The organism is Nonomuraea sp. AD125B (assembly GCF_041402765.1).
Lineage (GTDB): Bacteria > Actinomycetota > Actinomycetes > Streptosporangiales > Streptosporangiaceae > Nonomuraea > Nonomuraea bangladeshensis.
Genome location: NZ_JBGLOU010000008.1, coordinates 401,532 through 418,320 on the forward strand (window position 1 = coordinate 401,532; position 16,789 = coordinate 418,320).

The 16,789-nt window shown below is 71.3% G+C and carries 15 protein-coding genes; 9 read left to right on the forward strand and 6 right to left on the reverse strand.

What is annotated here, in order from left to right; all coding sequences use genetic code 11:
* The first annotated feature begins 98 nt into the window (after positions 1-98).
* The 5 genes from ACBR40_RS23480 to ACBR40_RS23500 all read left to right on the forward strand — a co-directional run bounded on the left by ACBR40_RS23480 (position 99) and on the right by ACBR40_RS23500 (position 6,292).
* The gene (locus ACBR40_RS23480) at positions 99-3,374 is read left to right on the forward strand and encodes a nitrate- and nitrite sensing domain-containing protein (protein WP_344209182.1); all 3,276 of its coding nucleotides are present in this window, start codon (positions 99-101) and stop codon (positions 3,372-3,374) included.
* A gap of 5 nt (positions 3,375-3,379) precedes the next feature.
* The gene (locus tag ACBR40_RS23485) at positions 3,380-3,793 is read left to right on the forward strand and encodes a roadblock/LC7 domain-containing protein (RefSeq protein ID WP_206067544.1); all 414 of its coding nucleotides are present in this window, start codon (positions 3,380-3,382) and stop codon (positions 3,791-3,793) included.
* 23 nt (positions 3,794-3,816) lie between these two features.
* A complete protein-coding gene (locus ACBR40_RS23490; RefSeq protein ID WP_084685891.1) occupies positions 3,817-4,218 on the forward strand; it encodes a DUF742 domain-containing protein in 402 nt (133 codons plus the stop codon).
* Positions 4,199-4,777 carry an ATP/GTP-binding protein gene (locus tag ACBR40_RS23495; RefSeq protein WP_344209178.1) on the forward strand — a complete coding sequence of 193 codons (579 nt, stop codon included), beginning with the start codon at positions 4,199-4,201 and terminating at the stop codon, positions 4,775-4,777. Before ACBR40_RS23490 ends, ACBR40_RS23495 begins: the two co-directional genes overlap by 20 nt.
* A gap of 69 nt (positions 4,778-4,846) precedes the next feature.
* The gene (locus ACBR40_RS23500) at positions 4,847-6,292 is read left to right on the forward strand and encodes an aspartate aminotransferase family protein (RefSeq protein ID WP_371250118.1); all 1,446 of its coding nucleotides are present in this window, start codon (positions 4,847-4,849) and stop codon (positions 6,290-6,292) included.
* Here ACBR40_RS23500 and ACBR40_RS23505 read toward each other — a convergent pair.
* From ACBR40_RS23505 to ACBR40_RS23530, 6 genes are all read right to left on the reverse strand, one after another.
* Positions 6,267-6,995, reverse strand: coding sequence for a cyclopropane-fatty-acyl-phospholipid synthase family protein (locus ACBR40_RS23505; RefSeq protein ID WP_371250119.1), 729 nt, complete (start codon positions 6,993-6,995; stop codon positions 6,267-6,269). The two genes, ACBR40_RS23500 and ACBR40_RS23505, sit on opposite strands and share 26 nt — an antisense overlap.
* Positions 6,996-7,048: 53 nt before the next feature.
* Entirely contained in the window at positions 7,049-7,822 is a 774-nt protein-coding gene (locus tag ACBR40_RS23510; RefSeq protein WP_344209172.1) for an ABC transporter ATP-binding protein, read from the reverse strand.
* A 145-nt stretch (positions 7,823-7,967) separates the two neighbouring features.
* The gene (locus ACBR40_RS23515; RefSeq protein WP_371250136.1) at positions 7,968-9,203 is read right to left on the reverse strand and encodes an FAD-dependent monooxygenase; all 1,236 of its coding nucleotides are present in this window, start codon (positions 9,201-9,203) and stop codon (positions 7,968-7,970) included.
* Between the two features lie 19 nt (positions 9,204-9,222).
* The gene (locus ACBR40_RS23520; RefSeq protein ID WP_371250120.1) at positions 9,223-10,098 is read right to left on the reverse strand and encodes an ABC transporter permease; all 876 of its coding nucleotides are present in this window, start codon (positions 10,096-10,098) and stop codon (positions 9,223-9,225) included.
* Positions 10,095-10,916, reverse strand: coding sequence for an ABC transporter permease subunit (locus ACBR40_RS23525; RefSeq protein ID WP_344209168.1), 822 nt, complete (start codon positions 10,914-10,916; stop codon positions 10,095-10,097). Before ACBR40_RS23525 ends, ACBR40_RS23520 begins: the two co-directional genes overlap by 4 nt.
* A complete protein-coding gene (locus tag ACBR40_RS23530) occupies positions 10,913-11,908 on the reverse strand; it encodes an ABC transporter substrate-binding protein (protein WP_329583833.1) in 996 nt (331 codons plus the stop codon). The genes ACBR40_RS23525 and ACBR40_RS23530 overlap by 4 nt, the downstream gene beginning before the upstream one ends.
* Positions 11,909-12,425: 517 nt before the next feature.
* Between ACBR40_RS23530 and ACBR40_RS23535 the strand changes: the two genes are divergently transcribed.
* From ACBR40_RS23535 to ACBR40_RS23550, 4 genes are read left to right on the forward strand one after another with little or no spacing between them, the layout of a single operon-like run.
* Positions 12,426-15,335, forward strand: a complete 2,910-nt coding sequence (locus tag ACBR40_RS23535) for a nitrate- and nitrite sensing domain-containing protein (RefSeq protein WP_371250123.1) — start codon at positions 12,426-12,428, stop codon at positions 15,333-15,335.
* Positions 15,332-15,754 (forward strand): roadblock/LC7 domain-containing protein, encoded by a 423-nt coding sequence (locus ACBR40_RS23540; RefSeq protein WP_091093466.1) that lies wholly within the window; start codon positions 15,332-15,334, stop codon positions 15,752-15,754. The genes ACBR40_RS23535 and ACBR40_RS23540 overlap by 4 nt, the downstream gene beginning before the upstream one ends.
* 4 nt (positions 15,755-15,758) lie before the next feature.
* On the forward strand, positions 15,759-16,181 hold the full coding sequence (locus ACBR40_RS23545) for a DUF742 domain-containing protein (RefSeq protein WP_329583829.1): 423 nt from the start codon (positions 15,759-15,761) through the stop codon (positions 16,179-16,181).
* Positions 16,162-16,749 (forward strand): ATP/GTP-binding protein, encoded by a 588-nt coding sequence (locus tag ACBR40_RS23550; protein WP_091093469.1) that lies wholly within the window; start codon positions 16,162-16,164, stop codon positions 16,747-16,749. Before ACBR40_RS23545 ends, ACBR40_RS23550 begins: the two co-directional genes overlap by 20 nt.
* Positions 16,750-16,789: the final 40 nt, after the last annotated feature.

Sequence of the window (16,789 nt, forward strand, 5' to 3'; positions counted from 1 at the left end):
CCGGCGAGAGGTTGCGAGAGTCAGTGAGGACGGAAAACCCCAGGCATACGAAGTCGGGGGAGTACACAGGCGGCAGGTTCCGGCTGGCTAACTGGCGTGTGCGCTCCAGGCTGGTCGCTCTGATCCTCATCCCCACGGTCGTGGGCGTGCTCCTCGCCGGCATCCAGCTGGCCGACGCCATCGGGACCAGCGCCGAGTACCGGCGCCTGACCCAGGTCGCGGAGCTGGTCCAGAAGGTCGGCGCGCTCAACCACGAGCTCGCCAAAGAGCGCACGCTCACCGCGTGGGCCGTCGCCACGGGCAACCGGGCCGGCCGCACGCTGCAGCTGAAGAACCAGCGCCAGGCCACGGACAAGGTCAAGGCGCAGGTGGAGACCGCCGCCAAGGCCATCGACGACTCCCACACCAGCCGCGTCCGCGAGGGCGTGGCCGAGATGTCCCGCTGGCTCGAAGGTCTCGACAGCCTCCGGACGTCGATGGTCGGGAACGTTCCGCCGCAGGCGTCCATCCGGACCTACACCACGATGATCGGCATCTTCTCGTCGATCCAGGCAGGTCTGGCCGACGGCGTCAACGACGACCGCCTCCAGAGGGACATCGCGTCGCTCGGCTCGCTGCAGTCGATGAAGGAGGAGGTCTCGCGCCAGCAGATCATGCTCATCGTCGCGCTGGCCGAGCGGAAGCTGGACGGCGAGGCCCTCACCGAGTTCCTGGGCTCCTGGGACAAGCAGCAGGCCGCCCTGGCCTCGTTCGAGGCCGAGGCGTCTGCCGAGGAGCTCAAGGCCTACCAGCAGGGCATCAGGGGCCAGCAGATCGACCGCGCCGACGCCATGCGCCAGCGGGCGCTCGCCCAGATGCGCGAGTACAACAAGCTCGGCGACCTCGACGTCACCACCTCCCGCGACCTCAGCCTCTGGTACGACAGCACCACGGCGACCTCCAACGCCATGCGCAAGGTCGAGGACAACCTGGCCACGAAGATCGTGACCCGCACCCGTGAGCTGAGCGACAGCGAGCAGCGCAACGCCATCATCTCCGGCGCGATGATCCTCGTGCTGCTGCTCCTGGTCCTGGTCATCACCACCCGCGTGGCCGGTTCGCTGGTCCGCCCGCTGCGCCGGCTCCGGGCCGAGGCGCTGCAGGTGGCCACCACCCGGCTGCCCGAGACCGTCCGCGTGCTGCGCGAGTCCGGCGAGAGCGCGCAGGTGCCGGAGGTCCCGTCCATCGGCATCAACACCCGCGACGAGATCGGGGAAGTGGCGCGGGCTTTCGACGAGGTCCACCGCGAGGCGATCCGGCTGGCCGGCGACGAGGCCAAGCTGCGCGCCAACGTCAACTCCATGTTCGTCAACCTCTCCCGCCGCAGCCAGACGCTGGTCGAACGGCAGCTCCAGCTCATCGAAGGTCTGGAGCAGGGCGAGGAGGACGAGCAGCGACTGGCCAACCTGTTCCGCCTCGACCACCTGGCCACCCGCATGCGCCGCAACAGCGAGAACCTCCTGGTCCTCGCCGGCCAGGAGGCCGCGCGCAAGTGGAGCGAGCCGGTGCCGCTGGTCGACATCGCCCGCGCCTCGCTGTCGGAGGTCGAGAACTACGAGCGGGTCCAGATCTCGATCGCGTCCAGCACGCTGATCGTCGGCCCGGCCGTCACCGACGCCGTCCACCTGCTCGCCGAGCTGATCGAGAACGCCATCTCGTTCTCCCCGCGCGAGAGCAAGGTCACCGTGACCAGCACCCCCGCCGAGGGCGGCGTCCTGGTCACCATCAACGACCAGGGCATCGGCATGAGCCAGGACGAGCTGGGCGAGGCCAACTGGCGCCTGGCCAACCCGCCGGTCGTGGACGTGTCGGTCTCGCGGCGCATGGGCCTGTTCGTGGTCGGCCGCCTGGCCCTGCGCCACGGCATCCGGGTCCAGCTCAGCCAGCGCGAGAACGGCGGCCTGAGCGCGCTGGTGATGATGCCCGACATGCTCATCAGCGGCGGCGTCGGCGTGCCCCAGCAGGGCGGCCAGTACGAGGCGTTCACCTCGTTCGACCCGAGCATGTTCAACCAGCCCTCGGCCAACGGCGGGCAGCCCTCCGTCAACCAGGTGCTCGACACCGAGTGGCCGGGCTCGCTGCCCGCGCCGGGCAGCACCGGCACGAGCTGGCCGTCCTTCGGCGAGCAGCCGTCGTTCGACCCGCCCTCCACCGACCAGCCCTCCTTCGACCAGCCCTCTTTCGGCCAGTCGCCCTTCGGCCAGCCCCGCTTCGGCGAGCAGCAGCCGGCCGCCTTCGGCGGCGACCGGCCGGGCCCGTTCGACCGCGCCGGCTTCGACCAGCCGCCCGCGGCGACGCCGGGCGGCCCGGGAGTGGACGAGCAGCGCTGGCCGTCGTTCGCCGAGGAGCCTCCGGCTCCCGCGCGGCAGGAGGAGCGCTGGCACTCCGAGGAGACCTCCCGCTGGCCGTCGTTCGCCGAGGAGCCGCCCGCTCCCGCGCAGCAGCAGCCGCAGCAGCCGTTCGCCGAGAACCGCTGGCCGTCCTTCGCCGAGCAGCCGCCGCCCGCGCAGGACGACGAGCCGCGCTGGCCGTCCTTCGCGACCGAGCCGCCCAAGGAGCAGCCGGACGAGGCGTCCCGCTGGTCCTCCTTCGCCGACCCGCTGCCGCGCAGGGGTCTGTTCGAGTCGGTCGACCGGCCGCGGCCGGCCTTCGGCCCCGACTACGCCTCGCCCTTCGAAGAGGACCCCAAGCCCGCCGACCGCTACGAGCAGAACGGGCACTCCGGGCTCGGGGCCTTCAGCGCCGGCAACTACACCTCCCAGGACATGACCGGCCCGCTGCCGGTCGTGCGCAACTCGCCGCTGGAGGAGCAGAGCGAGGAGTTCCTGCCGATCTTCTCCTCGGTCGGCTCCGACTGGTTCCGGCGGCCGGAGCCCGAGCAGGTCAGGCAGCGCATCGAACCGGTGGAGGACGAGCCCGAGGTGACCGCCGTGCACCCGGCCATCCCCGCCGACGCCACCGCGCCGCCGCCACCGGTCCAGCCGGCCGCCATGCCGCCGGCCGCGAGCGCGTCCAGGTCGTCGGGGCTGCCGCAGCGCCGGCCCGGCGCGTCGGGGGCCGGCGCGAGCTGGTCCTCGCCCGCTGACGCCGGTTTCCAGGCCGCGCAGGCCGCCGCGCAGCCGCAGCAGGCCGGCACCACGAGCTCCGGTCTGCCGCGCCGCGTGCCCAAGGCGAACCTGGTGCCCGGCACGGCCAGCCTCGCCGAGCCCCAGCCCACGTCTCCGCCGCCACAGATCTCGCCCGAGCGGTTGCGCAGCCGGCTCTCCAGCTTCCAGCAGGGTGTCCGCCAGGGCCGAGCGTTCACGCGCGGAGAAGAGAATGAGGAGGACAAATGAGAGAGATGAGCCAGGGAGCGCGCGGCATCAGCTGGCTGATCACTGACTTCGTGAACAACGTGCCCGGAGTGGCGCACACGGTCGTGGTCTCGTCGGACGGTCTGCCGCTCGCGTACTCGGAGGGTTTCCCGAAGGACCGGGCCGACCAGCTCGCGGCCGTCGCCTCCGGTGTGATCAGCCTGACTCAGGGCGCCGCCCGGGTCTTCGAGGGCGGTATGGTGACCCAGACCGTCATCGAGATGCAGCGCGGGCTCTTGATGATCATGTCCATCAGTGATGGGTCCTGCTTGGCGGTTCTGGCCGCCCCCGACTGTGACATGGGTCTGGTGGCTTACCAGATGACCCTGCTGGTCGAGCGGGCCGGGCAGGTGCTGACGCCGGCCGTACGCGCTGAACTGCAGGCGGCCCGTCCCCGCTAGCCTGGGGGCGTCGACAGGAGATCATGGTGACAGGTCAGGGTTGGGCTGGTGATAGCACTCCGCCGCATCCGGCGGCGCCACAGTCGCGCAAGAGCTCGTTGGTACGGCCATACGCCGTGACCGGCGGGCGCACTGCGCCACGGATGAAGTTCGCCATGGAGGCGTTGGTGTCCTCCGTGACGTCGGAATACCAAGACATTTCCCTACTAAGTCCGGAGTATCAGGCGATCATCCAACTGACTCGTAACGTGCGGTCGGTTGCTGAGATCTCCGCCCTTTTACGCCAGCCCCTTGGAGTGGTCCGGGTGCTGATCGCCGACATGGCGTCGGAGGGCCTGATCCGCGTGCACCAGCCTGCGCTGGAGGCGGGAAAGCCGGACCTCAACTTGCTCGAAAGGGTGCTCAGTGGACTTCGAAGGCTCTAGCCCCGGCCTTACCTCGACGAAGATCGTCGTGGCGGGGGGCTTCGGCGTTGGCAAGACGACGTTCGTGGGTGCGGTCTCGGAGATCCTCCCCCTCACCACGGAAGCCGTCATGACGGACGCGTCCGCCCACGTGGACGACGTCTCGCTGACGCCGAACAAGACGACCACGACCGTGGCGATGGACTTCGGCCGCGTCTCGCTGGACCGTGACCTGATCCTCTATCTGTTCGGCACGCCGGGCCAGCACCGGTTCTGGTTCATGTGGGACGACCTGGTGCGCGGCGCGATCGGCGCGATCGTGCTGGTCGACACCCGCCGCCTGGCCGACAGCTTCCCCGCGATCGACTACTTCGAAGAGGCGAAGCTGCCGTTCGTCATCGGGATCAACGGCTGGGACGGGCACTTCGCCCACCAGGAGGAGGAGATCCGCGAGGCGCTGTCCATCGGCGGACACACCCCCATCGTGCGGCTGGACGCCCGGCAGCGCGAGTCGGTCAAGGCGACCCTGATCACCCTCGTGGAGCACGCCCTGACCCGCCACATGCACGAGCCGGTATAACCCGGCTTCGCGGGCGCCTCCCGGGTGTGGATCCCCGGGCGGCGCCCGTCCGGGTGACAGGATGCGGGCATGCACGTGACCCCGTACCCACTCGAACCCGGCCCCGAGCAGACCCGTGAGATGGGCGAGGCCGCGCTGGCCCTCGTCGAGGACTTCCTGCGCGACCTGCCGGACCTGCCCGCCCTCGCCCCGAGCGACGCCGGCCTGCTCGCCGGCCTGCGGGAGCCGGCCCCCGAGCACGGCAGCCCCCTGCCCGCCCTGCTGCGGACGGTGGCCGCGGCGGCCCGGCAGGGCGGGACGAGCGCGGGGCCGGGCTACCTGGCGTACGTGCCGGGCGGCGGGCTGTACGCCGCCGCCCTGGCCGACTTCCTGGCCGCCGCGCTCAACAAGTACGTGGCGGTCTGGGACCTCGCGCCCGCCTGCGCCCAGATCGAGGCGACCGTCGTCCGCTGGCTGTGCGACCTGTTCGGCCACCCGGACGGGGCACGCGGCATCCTGACCTCCGGCGGCTCGATGGCCAACTTCTCGGCGATCGTCACCGCGCGCACGGCGCTGCTCGGCGAACGCTTCCTCGACGGCGTCCTCTACGTCACCGACCAGACGCACGCCTCCTCCGCCAAGGCCGCCCTGCTGGCCGGCTTGCCCCGGGCGAACCTCCGCACCGTGCCCACGCTGCCGTCGCTCGCCATGGACCCGGCCGCGCTGACCGGCCTGATCGCGGCCGACCGGGCGGCGGGCCTGCGCCCGTTCCTCGTGATCGGCAGCGCGGGGACGACGAACACCGGCGCCATGGACCCCCTGACGGAGCTGGCCGGCATCGCGCGGGCCGAAGGGCTCTGGTTCCACGTGGACGCCGCCTACGGCGGGCCGTTCCAGCTCACGGCGCGCGGCCGTGCCCTCATGAGCGGCATCGAGCGGGCCGACTCGATCACGCTCGACCCGCACAAGGCGATGTTCCTGCCGTACGGGACCGGGGCGCTGCTGGTCCGCGACGGTGCGCGGCTGCGCGCGGCGCACCACCTGCGCGCCGACTACCTCCAGGACCTCGCCGCGGAGGAGGAGATCCCGAACTTCACCGAGTACTCGCCCGAGCTCAGCCGCGACTTCCGCGGCCTGCGGCTGTGGCTGCCGGTCAAGCTGCACGGCCTCGCCGCCTTCCGCGAGGCGCTCGACGAGAAGCTGGACCTGGCCCGCGTGGTGCACGACGCCCTCGTGGAGTCGGGGTTCGAGGTGCCGTGGGAGCCGCGGCTCACCACGGTGGCCTTCCGCTGGGTCCCCGAGCACGGCGACGCCGACGCCTTCAACGCCCGCCTGCTGCGCCGGATCAACGCCGCCGGGCGGGCGCTGCTGTCCAGCACCACGATCGGCGGCAGATACATGATCCGGGTGTGCGTCCTGAGCCACCGCACCCACCGCGACCGGATCGACGAGGCCGTCGCCGTCATCCGCACGGCCTGCGAGCGGCTGCGCGAAGAGGAACGCGCGCCGGTCAGGAGCGGCGCAGCAGGAGGGTGACGAAGCCGAGCAGGTCGCGGTAGCCGTTGAGCCACATGTCGCGGTGCTCCCGCGCGGCCCGCAGCGCCTCGTCGCCGTCGGGGCCGGGGTGCTCGGCGGCCCAGCGGGCGAGGCTGCCGGTCCAGGAGAACTCGTAGTCGTCCCATTCGGCCCGGTCGCTGACGTGGGCGTGGACGGTGAGCCAGCCACTGGACTCGGCCGCCGCGACCGTGCCCGCGAGGTCGGGGAAGGCGCCGATCTCCGCGACCAGCTCCGGCGTCGGCGGACGCTCCCAGAACCCCTCGCCCACCAGCGCCAGCCCGCCGGGGCGGACGAACCCGGCGAGCGCCTCCATCGTGCCCTTCAGCCCGCCGAAGGCGTGCGTGGAGCCGACCGCGAGCACCAGGTCGTACGGCTCACCGGCGGGAAAGGCGCTGATGTCGGCGAGCCGCGCCGTGAACCGGCCGGCCAGGCCGCGGGCCTCGGCTTCGCGCTCGGCGGCCGACACGGCGTGCGGGGAGAGGTCCACGCCGTCGGCGACGGCCGACGGCACCAGCTCAAGAGCGCGCAGCACCCACACGCCGGGCCCGCAGCCGAGGTCGAGGACCCGCGCGCCCTCGGGCAGCGCCGCGCGCCGCAGCAGCCGGTCGAGCGAGGCGTCGGAGACGGGCGCGGCGATCGGATGGTCGGTGTGGGCGATGGCGCTGATGAGCTGTCGGTCCATCCCGCCATCTTCCCGGCCCGCGCAACTGGTTTTCCGTCGCGGGAGGCGACGGATCAGACGACCGCGGCGTGGCCCCGGACCAGGCGGCCCACCTCGGCACGCAGGTGCACGAAGTCGGGGTGCTCGCGGGTGGTGATCTGGTCGCGCGGCCCGGGCAGGTCGACCTTGAGGTCGCCCACGACGTGCGCCGGCGCCTTGGACAGCACCACCACGCGGTCGCCGACGTAGACGCTCTCGTCGATGTCGTGCGTGATGAGCACGATCGTCATCTGGTGGTGGCCGCGCACCTTGAGCACCAGGTCCTCGAGGTCTTCCCTGGTCTGCGCGTCCACCGAGCCGAACGGCTCGTCCATCAGCATCAGCGTCGGCCGGTAGGCGAGCGCCCGCGCGATCGCGACCCGCTGCTGCATGCCGCCGGAGAGCTGGAACGGGTATTTGCGCTCGGCCGCGGACAGGCCGACCGACTCCAGCGCCTCCATGGCGGCCTCGCGGCGGGCCTTCTTGTCCATGCCCCTGCGGCGCAGCGGCAGCGCGACGTTGTCGGCGACCGACATCCAGGGGAACAGCGAGCGGCTGTAGTCCTGGAACACCACGGCGAGGTTGTCGGGGGTCTGGCGCACGAGCTTGCCCTCGACCTTGACCTGGCCGCCGGTCGGGCTGATGAGCCCGGCGATCGAGCGCAGCAGCGTGGACTTCCCGCAGCCCGACGGCCCCACGATGCACAGCAGCTCGCCCTCGGCGACGCTCAGGTTGAGACCTTCGATGGCGCGGTGCTCGTTGGGGGTGCCGGCGCCGTACACATGGGAGAGATTGTCTATCTCGAGCAATGTGCTTCCTAGGGGGGCGAGACCGCGGAGGAGGACCGCGACTCCGGAAGGGTCGGAATCCGACTCTAGCGGAGCGGGCAAAGCTGGAGGAGTCGGTCAGGTAAACCTCTTCCGGGCGCGATCTTACTCGGGGAGACCGGCACTGTCATGGCGCACGGACGCTCCACGACTCCCGCTCGTTGAGCGCCCGCACGTCGGCGTCCGAGATGGCCCGCTGCGCGGCCGCCATGGCGGCCAGCTCGGCCTCGGTCAGCACGTCGGCGACGTCGCGGAAGCCGTCGGGCGCCCGCTCGGTCACCAGGGCGATCGTCTCCTCGACGGGCAGCGCCCGGTGCGCGCGCATCAGGGCCGAGGTGGGCGGAAGACGCTCGTCCTCGTACGCGCGCAGCGCCTCGGCCGGGTCGTCGTACGAGGCCAGGCACCGCGCCAGCACCCGGGCGTCGAGCACGGCCTGGGAGCCGCCGTTCGAGCCGATCGGGTACATCGGGTGGGCGGCGTCGCCGAGCAGCGTCACCCGTCCCTCGCCCCAGCGCGGCAGCGGCTCCCTGTCGACCATCGGGTATTCGAGGATGCGGCCGGTGGCCGCGAGCAGGGCCCGGATGTCGGCGGGGCGATAGGTCCAGTGCGCGAAGTGCGGCGCCACGTCGGACAGGCGGCCCTCCCTGCTCCAGTCGGCGGCGCCGACCTGGCCGGGCTCGGCCACCTTCACCTCGGCCACCCAGTTGACCAGCCGGGGGTTGGTCGCCGAGATGTGGTAGGTGACGAACTTGCCGGCCGTGTTGGAGCCGCCGACCAGCACCGTCGCGCCGTCGAGTATGGGGTCGGCCTCGGCGACCCCGCGCCACATCCTGATGCCCGCCCACAGCAGCGGGTCGCCGGTCGGATGCAGCCGGGCCCGCACCGCCGACTGCACGCCGTCGGCGCCGACGAGCACGTCCACCCGTTCGCGCAGCACCTGCCCGTCCGCCCGGCGCAGCGTGACGAGCACGCCGTCGCCGTCCTGCGCGCAGTCCTCGAGGCGCACCCCCGTGCGCACGGGGACGCCGCGCTCCTCGACCGCGGCGAGCAGCGCGAGCTGCAGCTCGCCGCGGTGGATGCTGTACTGGGGCCACCGGTAGCCGGCCGCGCGGCCCCGCGGCAGCGCCAGGATGACGTTGCCGTGCCGGTCGGCGAAGGTCATGGAGCTGGTCTCGACGCCGAGCGCCGCCAGGCGGCCGGCCAGCCCCAGCTCGGTCAGCTCGCGTACGGCGTGCGGCTGCAGGTTGATGCCGACCCCGAGCGGCCTGATCGTCCGCGCGGCCTCCACGACCACGCACTCCAGCCCGGCCGCGGCCAGGCTCAACGCGGTGGCGAGTCCTCCGACGCCGCCGCCCACGACCATGGTCCTCACCGTCCGCACCCTAACCGACCGGTTCCTGCGCCGCGCGGTGCCAGCCGAGCACGCGCCGCTCCACGACGAGGAACAGCTCGTTCAGCAGGTAGCCGAGCACCCCGAGCAGCACGATCGCGGCCCACATGGCGGGCAGGTCGAACATCGAGTACGCCTCCGTGAGCTGGAACCCGATCCCGTTGGTGGTGCCCGGCAGCAGCTCGGAGAAGACCATGACGATGAGCGAGAGCGACAGCGCGAGCCGCAGCCCGGCGAACATCTTGGGCAGCGCCGACGGCAGCACCACCCGCCACAGCCGCTCGGCCCGCGACAGCCGGAACACCTGGCAGGTCTGCAGGTGCAGCGGCTCGACGGCGCGGGCGCCGTCGGCGGTGTTGAGCAGCACCGGCCACACGATGCTGAACATGATGAACGCGAGCTGCATGCGCAGCCCGAACCCGAACACCACCAGGAACACCGTGACCAGCGCGGGCGGCGGCACGGCCCGCAGGAACTGCAGCACCCCGTCGAGGTAGTCGTAGACGCGGGCCGACAAGCCCACCGCGAGCCCGAGCACGACCCCGGCCAGCGCGCCCCCGGCGAACCCCGCGGCCATCCTGCCCAGGCTGGGCAGGATGTTCTGGACGGCGACGTCGCTCAGGAACAGCCGCTGCGGCGGCCCCGAGAACCACATCGCCTGCATCCGCGTCACGATCGTGCCGGGCGTGGGGAAGAACGCGCTGCCCGCCGCCCTGGTCGCCACCTCCCACAGCAGCACCAGCACGGCGAGCACGAGCCAGCGGAACGCGACCGTCCGCACACCTCTCCTGCGGACGGCGGCCCGGGAACGCCGGGCGATCCGCGGCGGCGCCGTGGCCTTCGCTGTGACCTCGGCTGTCGCTTTCACGTCTGCTCTCCCAACCGGGCGTGGTGCCAGCGGAACGCGCGCCGCTCGAAGGCGACCAGCAGGGCGTTCACCGCCACGCCGAACAGCCCGACCCAGCACACCCCGGCCAGGATGTCGGTCATGCGGGCGGGCACCGCGATGCCGGCGAAGTAGATGAACACGCCCATGCCCTCGCCCCGGCCGGCCACGATCTCGGTGCTGACGGTCAGGATCAGCGCGATCCCCGCGGCCAGCCGGACGCCGGTCGTGATGAACGGCGCCGAGGAGGGCAGCGAGACGCGCAGCAGCACCGACAGCGGGCCGAAGCCGTACGACCTGAGCGACTCCTTGGCCAGCGGGTCCACGCCACGGAGGCCGTACATCGTGTTGTAGAGGATCGGCCACAGCGAGGCGTAGACCACCAGCGAGATCCGCAGTTGCAGGCCGGTGCCGATGACCAGGGCCACCAGCGGGATCAGCGCGACCGACGGGATCGGCCGCAGGAACTCCACGACCGAGCGGGTGGCGGCGTCCACGACGGGGACGCTGCCGAGCAGCAGCCCGAGCGGCACCGCGGCGACCGCCGCGATCCCGAGCCCCACGGCCCAGGCGAGCAGGCTGGTCAGGGCGTGCGCGCGGAAGGCGGGATCGAGCGCGAGCGCCCCCATCCGCGCGGCGATCTCCGTCGCGGGCGGCAGGAACTCGCGGTCGGCCAGGCCGGTACGGCTGACCAGCTCGATCAGGGCGGCGAAGGCGAGGGCCCCGGCCGCCCGCCGCGACCACCGTGCGGTGGCGCCGGTCGGGCGGCCGGGGGCCAGGGCGGTGGCGGTCACGCTCACCCGGACGTGGTCGGCGACATGAGCGTCTTGACCTCGATCGCCTTGGTCAGCCAGCGGGCCTCCAGCATCCAGTCGGCCACCCGTTGCAGCCGCACCGGGTTGTCGCTGCTGGAGAAGTAGGGGAAGGTGACGGTGGCCGCGGTGGCCGCGTCGATCTGCGTGAAGGTCGGCAGCACCTTGGAGACGACCTCGCGGTTGTTCTCCATGAGCTTGGCCGCGTTGTGGATGGCCCGTTGGAAGGCCGCCGCGACGCGCGGGTTCTTGTCGTACCACTCCTGCGTGCTGACGTAGCCGGAGATCGGGAACTCGGCGGCGGGGCCGGAGGCCGGGTCGAGGATCTTGCGGGCGCCCATGGTGGAGGTGGCCGCGGTGACCATCGGCTCGCCGAGGTAGGCGGCGTCGATCTGGCCGCCCTTCCACGAGGGCATGATGTTCTGGAACGTCACCTGCACGTACTTGATGGAGGCCGGGTCCACGTTGTTGGCCTTGAGCACCTGCGTCAGGGCCAGCTCCTGGAAGTTGTGCAGGACGTTGACGTTGATCGTCTTGCCTTCGAGGTCCTTGGCCGTCTTGATGGGCGAGGTGGGCAGCACCATGATGCTGAGCGAGTCGGGGGCCGCGCGGGAGCCCTCGGCCAGGATGCGCAGCTTGAGCGTGCCCTTGTCCTGGGCCTGGAACATCGACACGTAGTTGCCGAACATCGCGTCGATCTCGCCGTTGAGCATCATGGGGATGGCCTCGGGCGCGGCCTGGACCACCTGCGGGGTGACCTCCAGACCCTCCTTCTCGAAGAGCCCCTGGTCGATGGCGACGTAGAGGGCGGCGCTGTCGATGGCCGGCAGGGTGGCGACCTTGATCTTGGTCTTCTCCAGGCCGCCACTGGCGGCGGCCGGTGGCGCGCTGGCGGTCGTGCCGCCGCCTGAGCTGCAGGCGGCGGCGAGGGTCAAAGCGAATCCGATGATGGCGGCCCTGGCGGGACGGCCAAGCCTCATGTCAGGGACTCCCTTCAGATGGAGCCAGGGGGGACCGGGCGGCTTTCTGCTGCCGGCGGCTCTTGCGCCTGACGCGCAACAGGGCTCGACCGTAGCACCAAATTAGTGGTCATTATCGAGAAGATAACACTTGTGGTTGCAATGTCTGCTTGCCGCTATATCGTGAAAATTTGACGACCGGCAAGTAACTGGAGGTTTGTCCAGTTTGGGAATGGAGGTGTGAACGAGACCGACGTTACTGACGGGGCGGTTCTGGTGAAACCCCTGTGGGTGAGGAAGAGGCCCGCGGGGCGATCTCTTACACCTTGTTTCCGCAGATGGACGGCTGTTTACCGATTCTGGCGTAATTTTCGGACACTCTGGGACAAACTTCTCGATCGAGCACAATCGGTGGTTGGCTGCCTTCGGGCCATGTGCTCAAATGACGCTTATCTTGACGTACTAAATTGCCCCAACGCGCATTTACCTGCAGGGTCACCGAGAATTCCCCTCCCGGGGCGAGAGGTTGCGAAGGCAAGTGAGAACGCAGAGCGCTGAAGCTTCCGCCGACCGCGAGCCGCACGCGCACCAGAAGCAGCGCCAGAAGCAACGGCCGGCCAAACCCTCCTCACGCAGGTTCGGACTGGGCAACTGGCACGTGCGGTCGCGCCTCATCGCGCTGATCGTCGTTCCCACGGCCGTGGCCGTGGGGCTCGGCGGGCTCAGCGTGATCACCTCGCTCAACGACGCCGACACCTACCAGACCCTCCGGCAGGTCGCCGAGTTCAGCGAGCAGCTCGGGGCCGTCACCCACGAGCTCGCCTTCGAACGCGACGAGACCGCGCTGTTCATCGCCCAGGGCCGGCCCGGCAGCCGCGAGGCGCAGCTCCAGACCACCTACAGCGGCGTGGACGCGCTGATCGACGAGGCCAGGCAGCGGGGACAGGCCATCGCCGACACGCACGGCGGCTCCGTACGGCCGGTGCTGCGCCGGCTGGAGGAGATCCCGACGCTGCGCGCCACCGCCGTCAAGGGCAAGATCCAGCCGTTACCGATGATCGACAAGTACTCCCAGATCATCTCCGCGCTCCTGCAGTTCCACGACCAGGTCGGCCAGGTCGCGGTGGACGACCAGGTCAACCACAGCGCGAGCGCGATGGCCGCCATCGCGCGGGCCAAGGAGCAGGCGTCCAAGCAGCGCGGCATCCTCGCCAGCGCCCTGGACAAGAAGTCCTTCGACAGCGGCGAGCTGGACGCGCTGACCGACGCCAAGGCGCGCGAGGAGAGCGAGGAGACCCTCTTCGCCACGCTGGCGAACCTCGACCAGCTGGAGCTCTACCGCAACACGGTGGTCGGCCGCGACGTGGACCAGACCGACCTGTTCCGGCTGCGCGCCATGGCGCAGGCGTCCGAGGGCAAGGAGCTGAGCATCGGCGCCTCGCCCAGCAGGGACGTCACGACCTGGTTCGACGTCAGCACCGGCAAGATCGACGCCCTGCGGGAGGTGGAGAAGGACCTCGCCTCCTCGGTGATCCTGCGCGCCCGCGGCCTGGAGGAGGGCGCCAACCGCGCGGCGATGATCTCCGGCGGCCTCATCCTGCTCCTGCTGCTCGTCGTGGTGGCGATCATCTCGCTCATCGCCCGCTCGCTCATCCGGCCGCTGCGCCGGCTGCGCCGCGAGGCGCTCGACATCGCCGGGCAGCGCCTGCCCGAGACGGTGAAGGCCCTGCGCGAGAGCACCGACGGCAGCCCGGGCCCGGTCGCCCCGATCAGCGTCGACACGCACGACGAGATCGGCGAGGTCGCGCGCGCCTTCGACGAGGTGCACCGCGAGGCGGTCCGGCTGGCCGGCGAGGAGGCCCGGCTGCGCAGCAACGTCAACGCGATGTTCGTGAACCTCTCGCGCCGCAGTCAGACGCTGGTGGAGCGGCAGATCACCCTGATCGACGGTCTGGAGCAGGGCGAGCAGGACGAGCAGCGGCTCGGCAACCTGTTCAAGCTGGACCACCTGGCCACGCGCATGCGCCGCAACAGCGAGAACCTGCTGGTGCTCGCCGGCCAGGAGCCGCCACGCCGCTGGAGCCAGCCGGTCAAGCTGGTCGACGTCGCCCGCGCCTCCCTGTCGGAGGTCGAGAACTACGAGCGGGTCGTGCTCCAGGTGCCCGACGGCGTCTCGGTGGCGGGCCAGGCCGTCAACGACGTCATCCACCTGCTCGCCGAGCTGGTGGAGAACGCGCTGTCGTTCTCGCCGCGCGAGACCAGGGTGACAGTCTCCGGCAGCCGGATCGACGGCGGCGGCGTGATGCTGTCGATCACCGACTCCGGCATCGGCATGACCCAGGACGAGCTCGTCCAGGCCAACGACCGGCTGACCGACGCGCCCTCCGTGGACGTGTCGGTGTCCCGGCGGATGGGCCTGTTCGTGGTCGCCCGCCTGGCCCACCGGCACGGCATCCGCGTGCAGCTGCGCCCGCACGCCTCCGGCGGGCTGACCGCCATGGTGCTCATCCCCGAGAACATGCTGGGCTCCCAGGCCCCGGCGCACGCGGCCGGGATGCCGTCGTTCACGGGCAACCAGCCGCCGTCGTACAACCCGCCGCCGGCCTTCGACCAGCCGTCCTCGCACCCGTCCTCGGGGCACCCGTCCTTCGGCCAGCCGTACGAGCGGCCGCCCGCCTTCTCCGGCGCGGGCGGCGGGGGAGGGGACGAGCCCTACTCGGGCCCGCACCCGGCCCCGCCCGCCATCGACTGGCCGCAGCCGCCCGCCCAGCTCGGCCCCGGCCACCCGTCCTTCCCCTCCGGCCCTTCCGAGAGCAACGGCTGGCCGAACGTGCCGGGCTGGCAGCCCGACGCGGCCTCCTGGTCGGCGCCGGAACCGCGCGGCTTCGACGCCTCCGACGTCTGGTCGCCGCCCCGGACCTCCGCGTGGAACGGCGGCGGCCTGCCCAGAAGGCCCACGCCACCGCAACCGCCGCCCGGCGGCTGGAGCGGCGACACGATGCCGCCGCAGCGCCCCGGGTTCGAGTTCACCGACGACTCCGGGGACACCGGGCCCATCCCGGCGGTCCCTCCGGCGGTCGGCGGCGACGACTACTTACCGATCTTCGCCGCGGTCGAGTCCGCCTGGTTCGGCCGCGACAAGACGTGGAGCAGCAGCAAGGCGGACGAGGGATGGAACGCTGCGGAGGCCGTGGTGGAACCGGTACGTGACGGATCGACGGCCGCCGGCCTGCCCAAGCGGGTGCCCAAGGCCAACCTGGTGCCCGGCTCGGCGGGCACCACGGCCGCGCCCAAGGGCGTGACGCCGATGCCGTCGGTCTCGCCCGACCGGGTCCGCAACCGCCTGTCCAGCTTCCAGCAGGGTTACCGGGCGGCGCGGGACGACATCACCGAGGGCAAGGCGTTCTCCGCCGGCTCGCGGAACGACGAAAGGGAGGAGGGCGCGTGAACGACCTGAGCCACGCGGCACGCGGGGTGGATTGGTTGATCACCGACTTCGTCAGCACGGTGCCGGGTGTCGCGCACGCGGTGGTCGTCTCCTCTGACGGGTTGCCGCTGGCCGCCTCGTCAGGTTTCCCGGCGGACCGGGCCGACCAGTTGGCCGCCATCGCGTCGGGTCTGGTGAGCCTGACGCAGGGCGCGGCCAGGGTGTTCGAGGGCGGGGCGGTCAACCAGACGATCGTGGAGATGCAGCGCGGGCTGATGCTGATCATGTCGATCAGCGACGGTTCGTGCCTGGCGGTGCTGGCCGCCCCGGACTGTGACATGGGTCTGGTGGCGTACCAGATGACGCTGATGGTCGAGCGCGCGGGCCAGGTGCTGACCCCGGCTGTGCGCGCGGAGCTGCGTGCCAGCCAGACCAGGTGATGGAATGACGGACCCCAGATGGAACAGCGGCGGGTGGGCGCCGGAGTCGCAGCCCCAGTCCCAGCCCCAGTCGCAGCTGAACCCGGACCCCGCATCGCCCGTCCGTCCCTACGCCGTGACAGGCGGGCGGACGGCGCCGCGGGTCAAGCTGGCGATGGAGGCCCTGGTGTCCTCGGCGACCGCCGAGCACCGGGAGTTCTCGCATATCACGCCGGAGTACCAGGCGATCAGCCAACTGTGCCGGCAGGTCCGGTCCGTCGCGGAGGTCTCCGCCCTTCTCCGGATCCCCCTTGGCGTGGTCCGCGTGCTGATCGCTGACATGGCGGCCGAGGGCCTGGTCCGCGTGCACCAGCCACAGCTGGAGGACGCCGGCCGGCCCGATGTGAACTTGCTCGAAAGGGTGCTCAGTGGACTTCGCAGGCTCTAGCCCCGGACTCACCTCGACGAAGATCGTCGTGGCCGGCGGCTTCGGGGTGGGCAAGACGACGTTCGTCGGCGCGGTGTCGGAGATCATGCCGCTGACCACGGAAGCCGTCATGACCGACGCCTCCGCCGGCATCGACGACCTCGGCATGACCCCGCTGAAGTCGACCACGACCGTGGCCATGGACTTCGGCCGCGTCTCGCTCGACCGCGACCTGATCCTCTACCTGTTCGGCACGCCGGGACAGCACCGGTTCTGGTTCATGTGGGACGACCTCGTACGCGGCGCGATCGGCGCGGTCGTGCTGGTCGACACCCGACGGCTGGCCGACAGCTTCCCCGCCATCGACTACTTCGAAGAGGCGCAGCTGCCGTTCATCGTGGGCATCAACGGCTGGGACGGCCAATATCCGCACAGCGACGGCGAGGTCCGCGACGCCCTCACCCTGGCCCCGCACATCCCCATGGTGCGGCTCGACGCCCGCAAGAAGGACTCCGTCAAGAACACGCTGATCGAGCTGGTCGAGCACGCCCTCTCGGTGCGGATGGCCGTGCCGGGCTGGGGCGGCTGACCGCGAGGGATCCGCCGCCCCGCCCTCCGTTGCGTCCTGC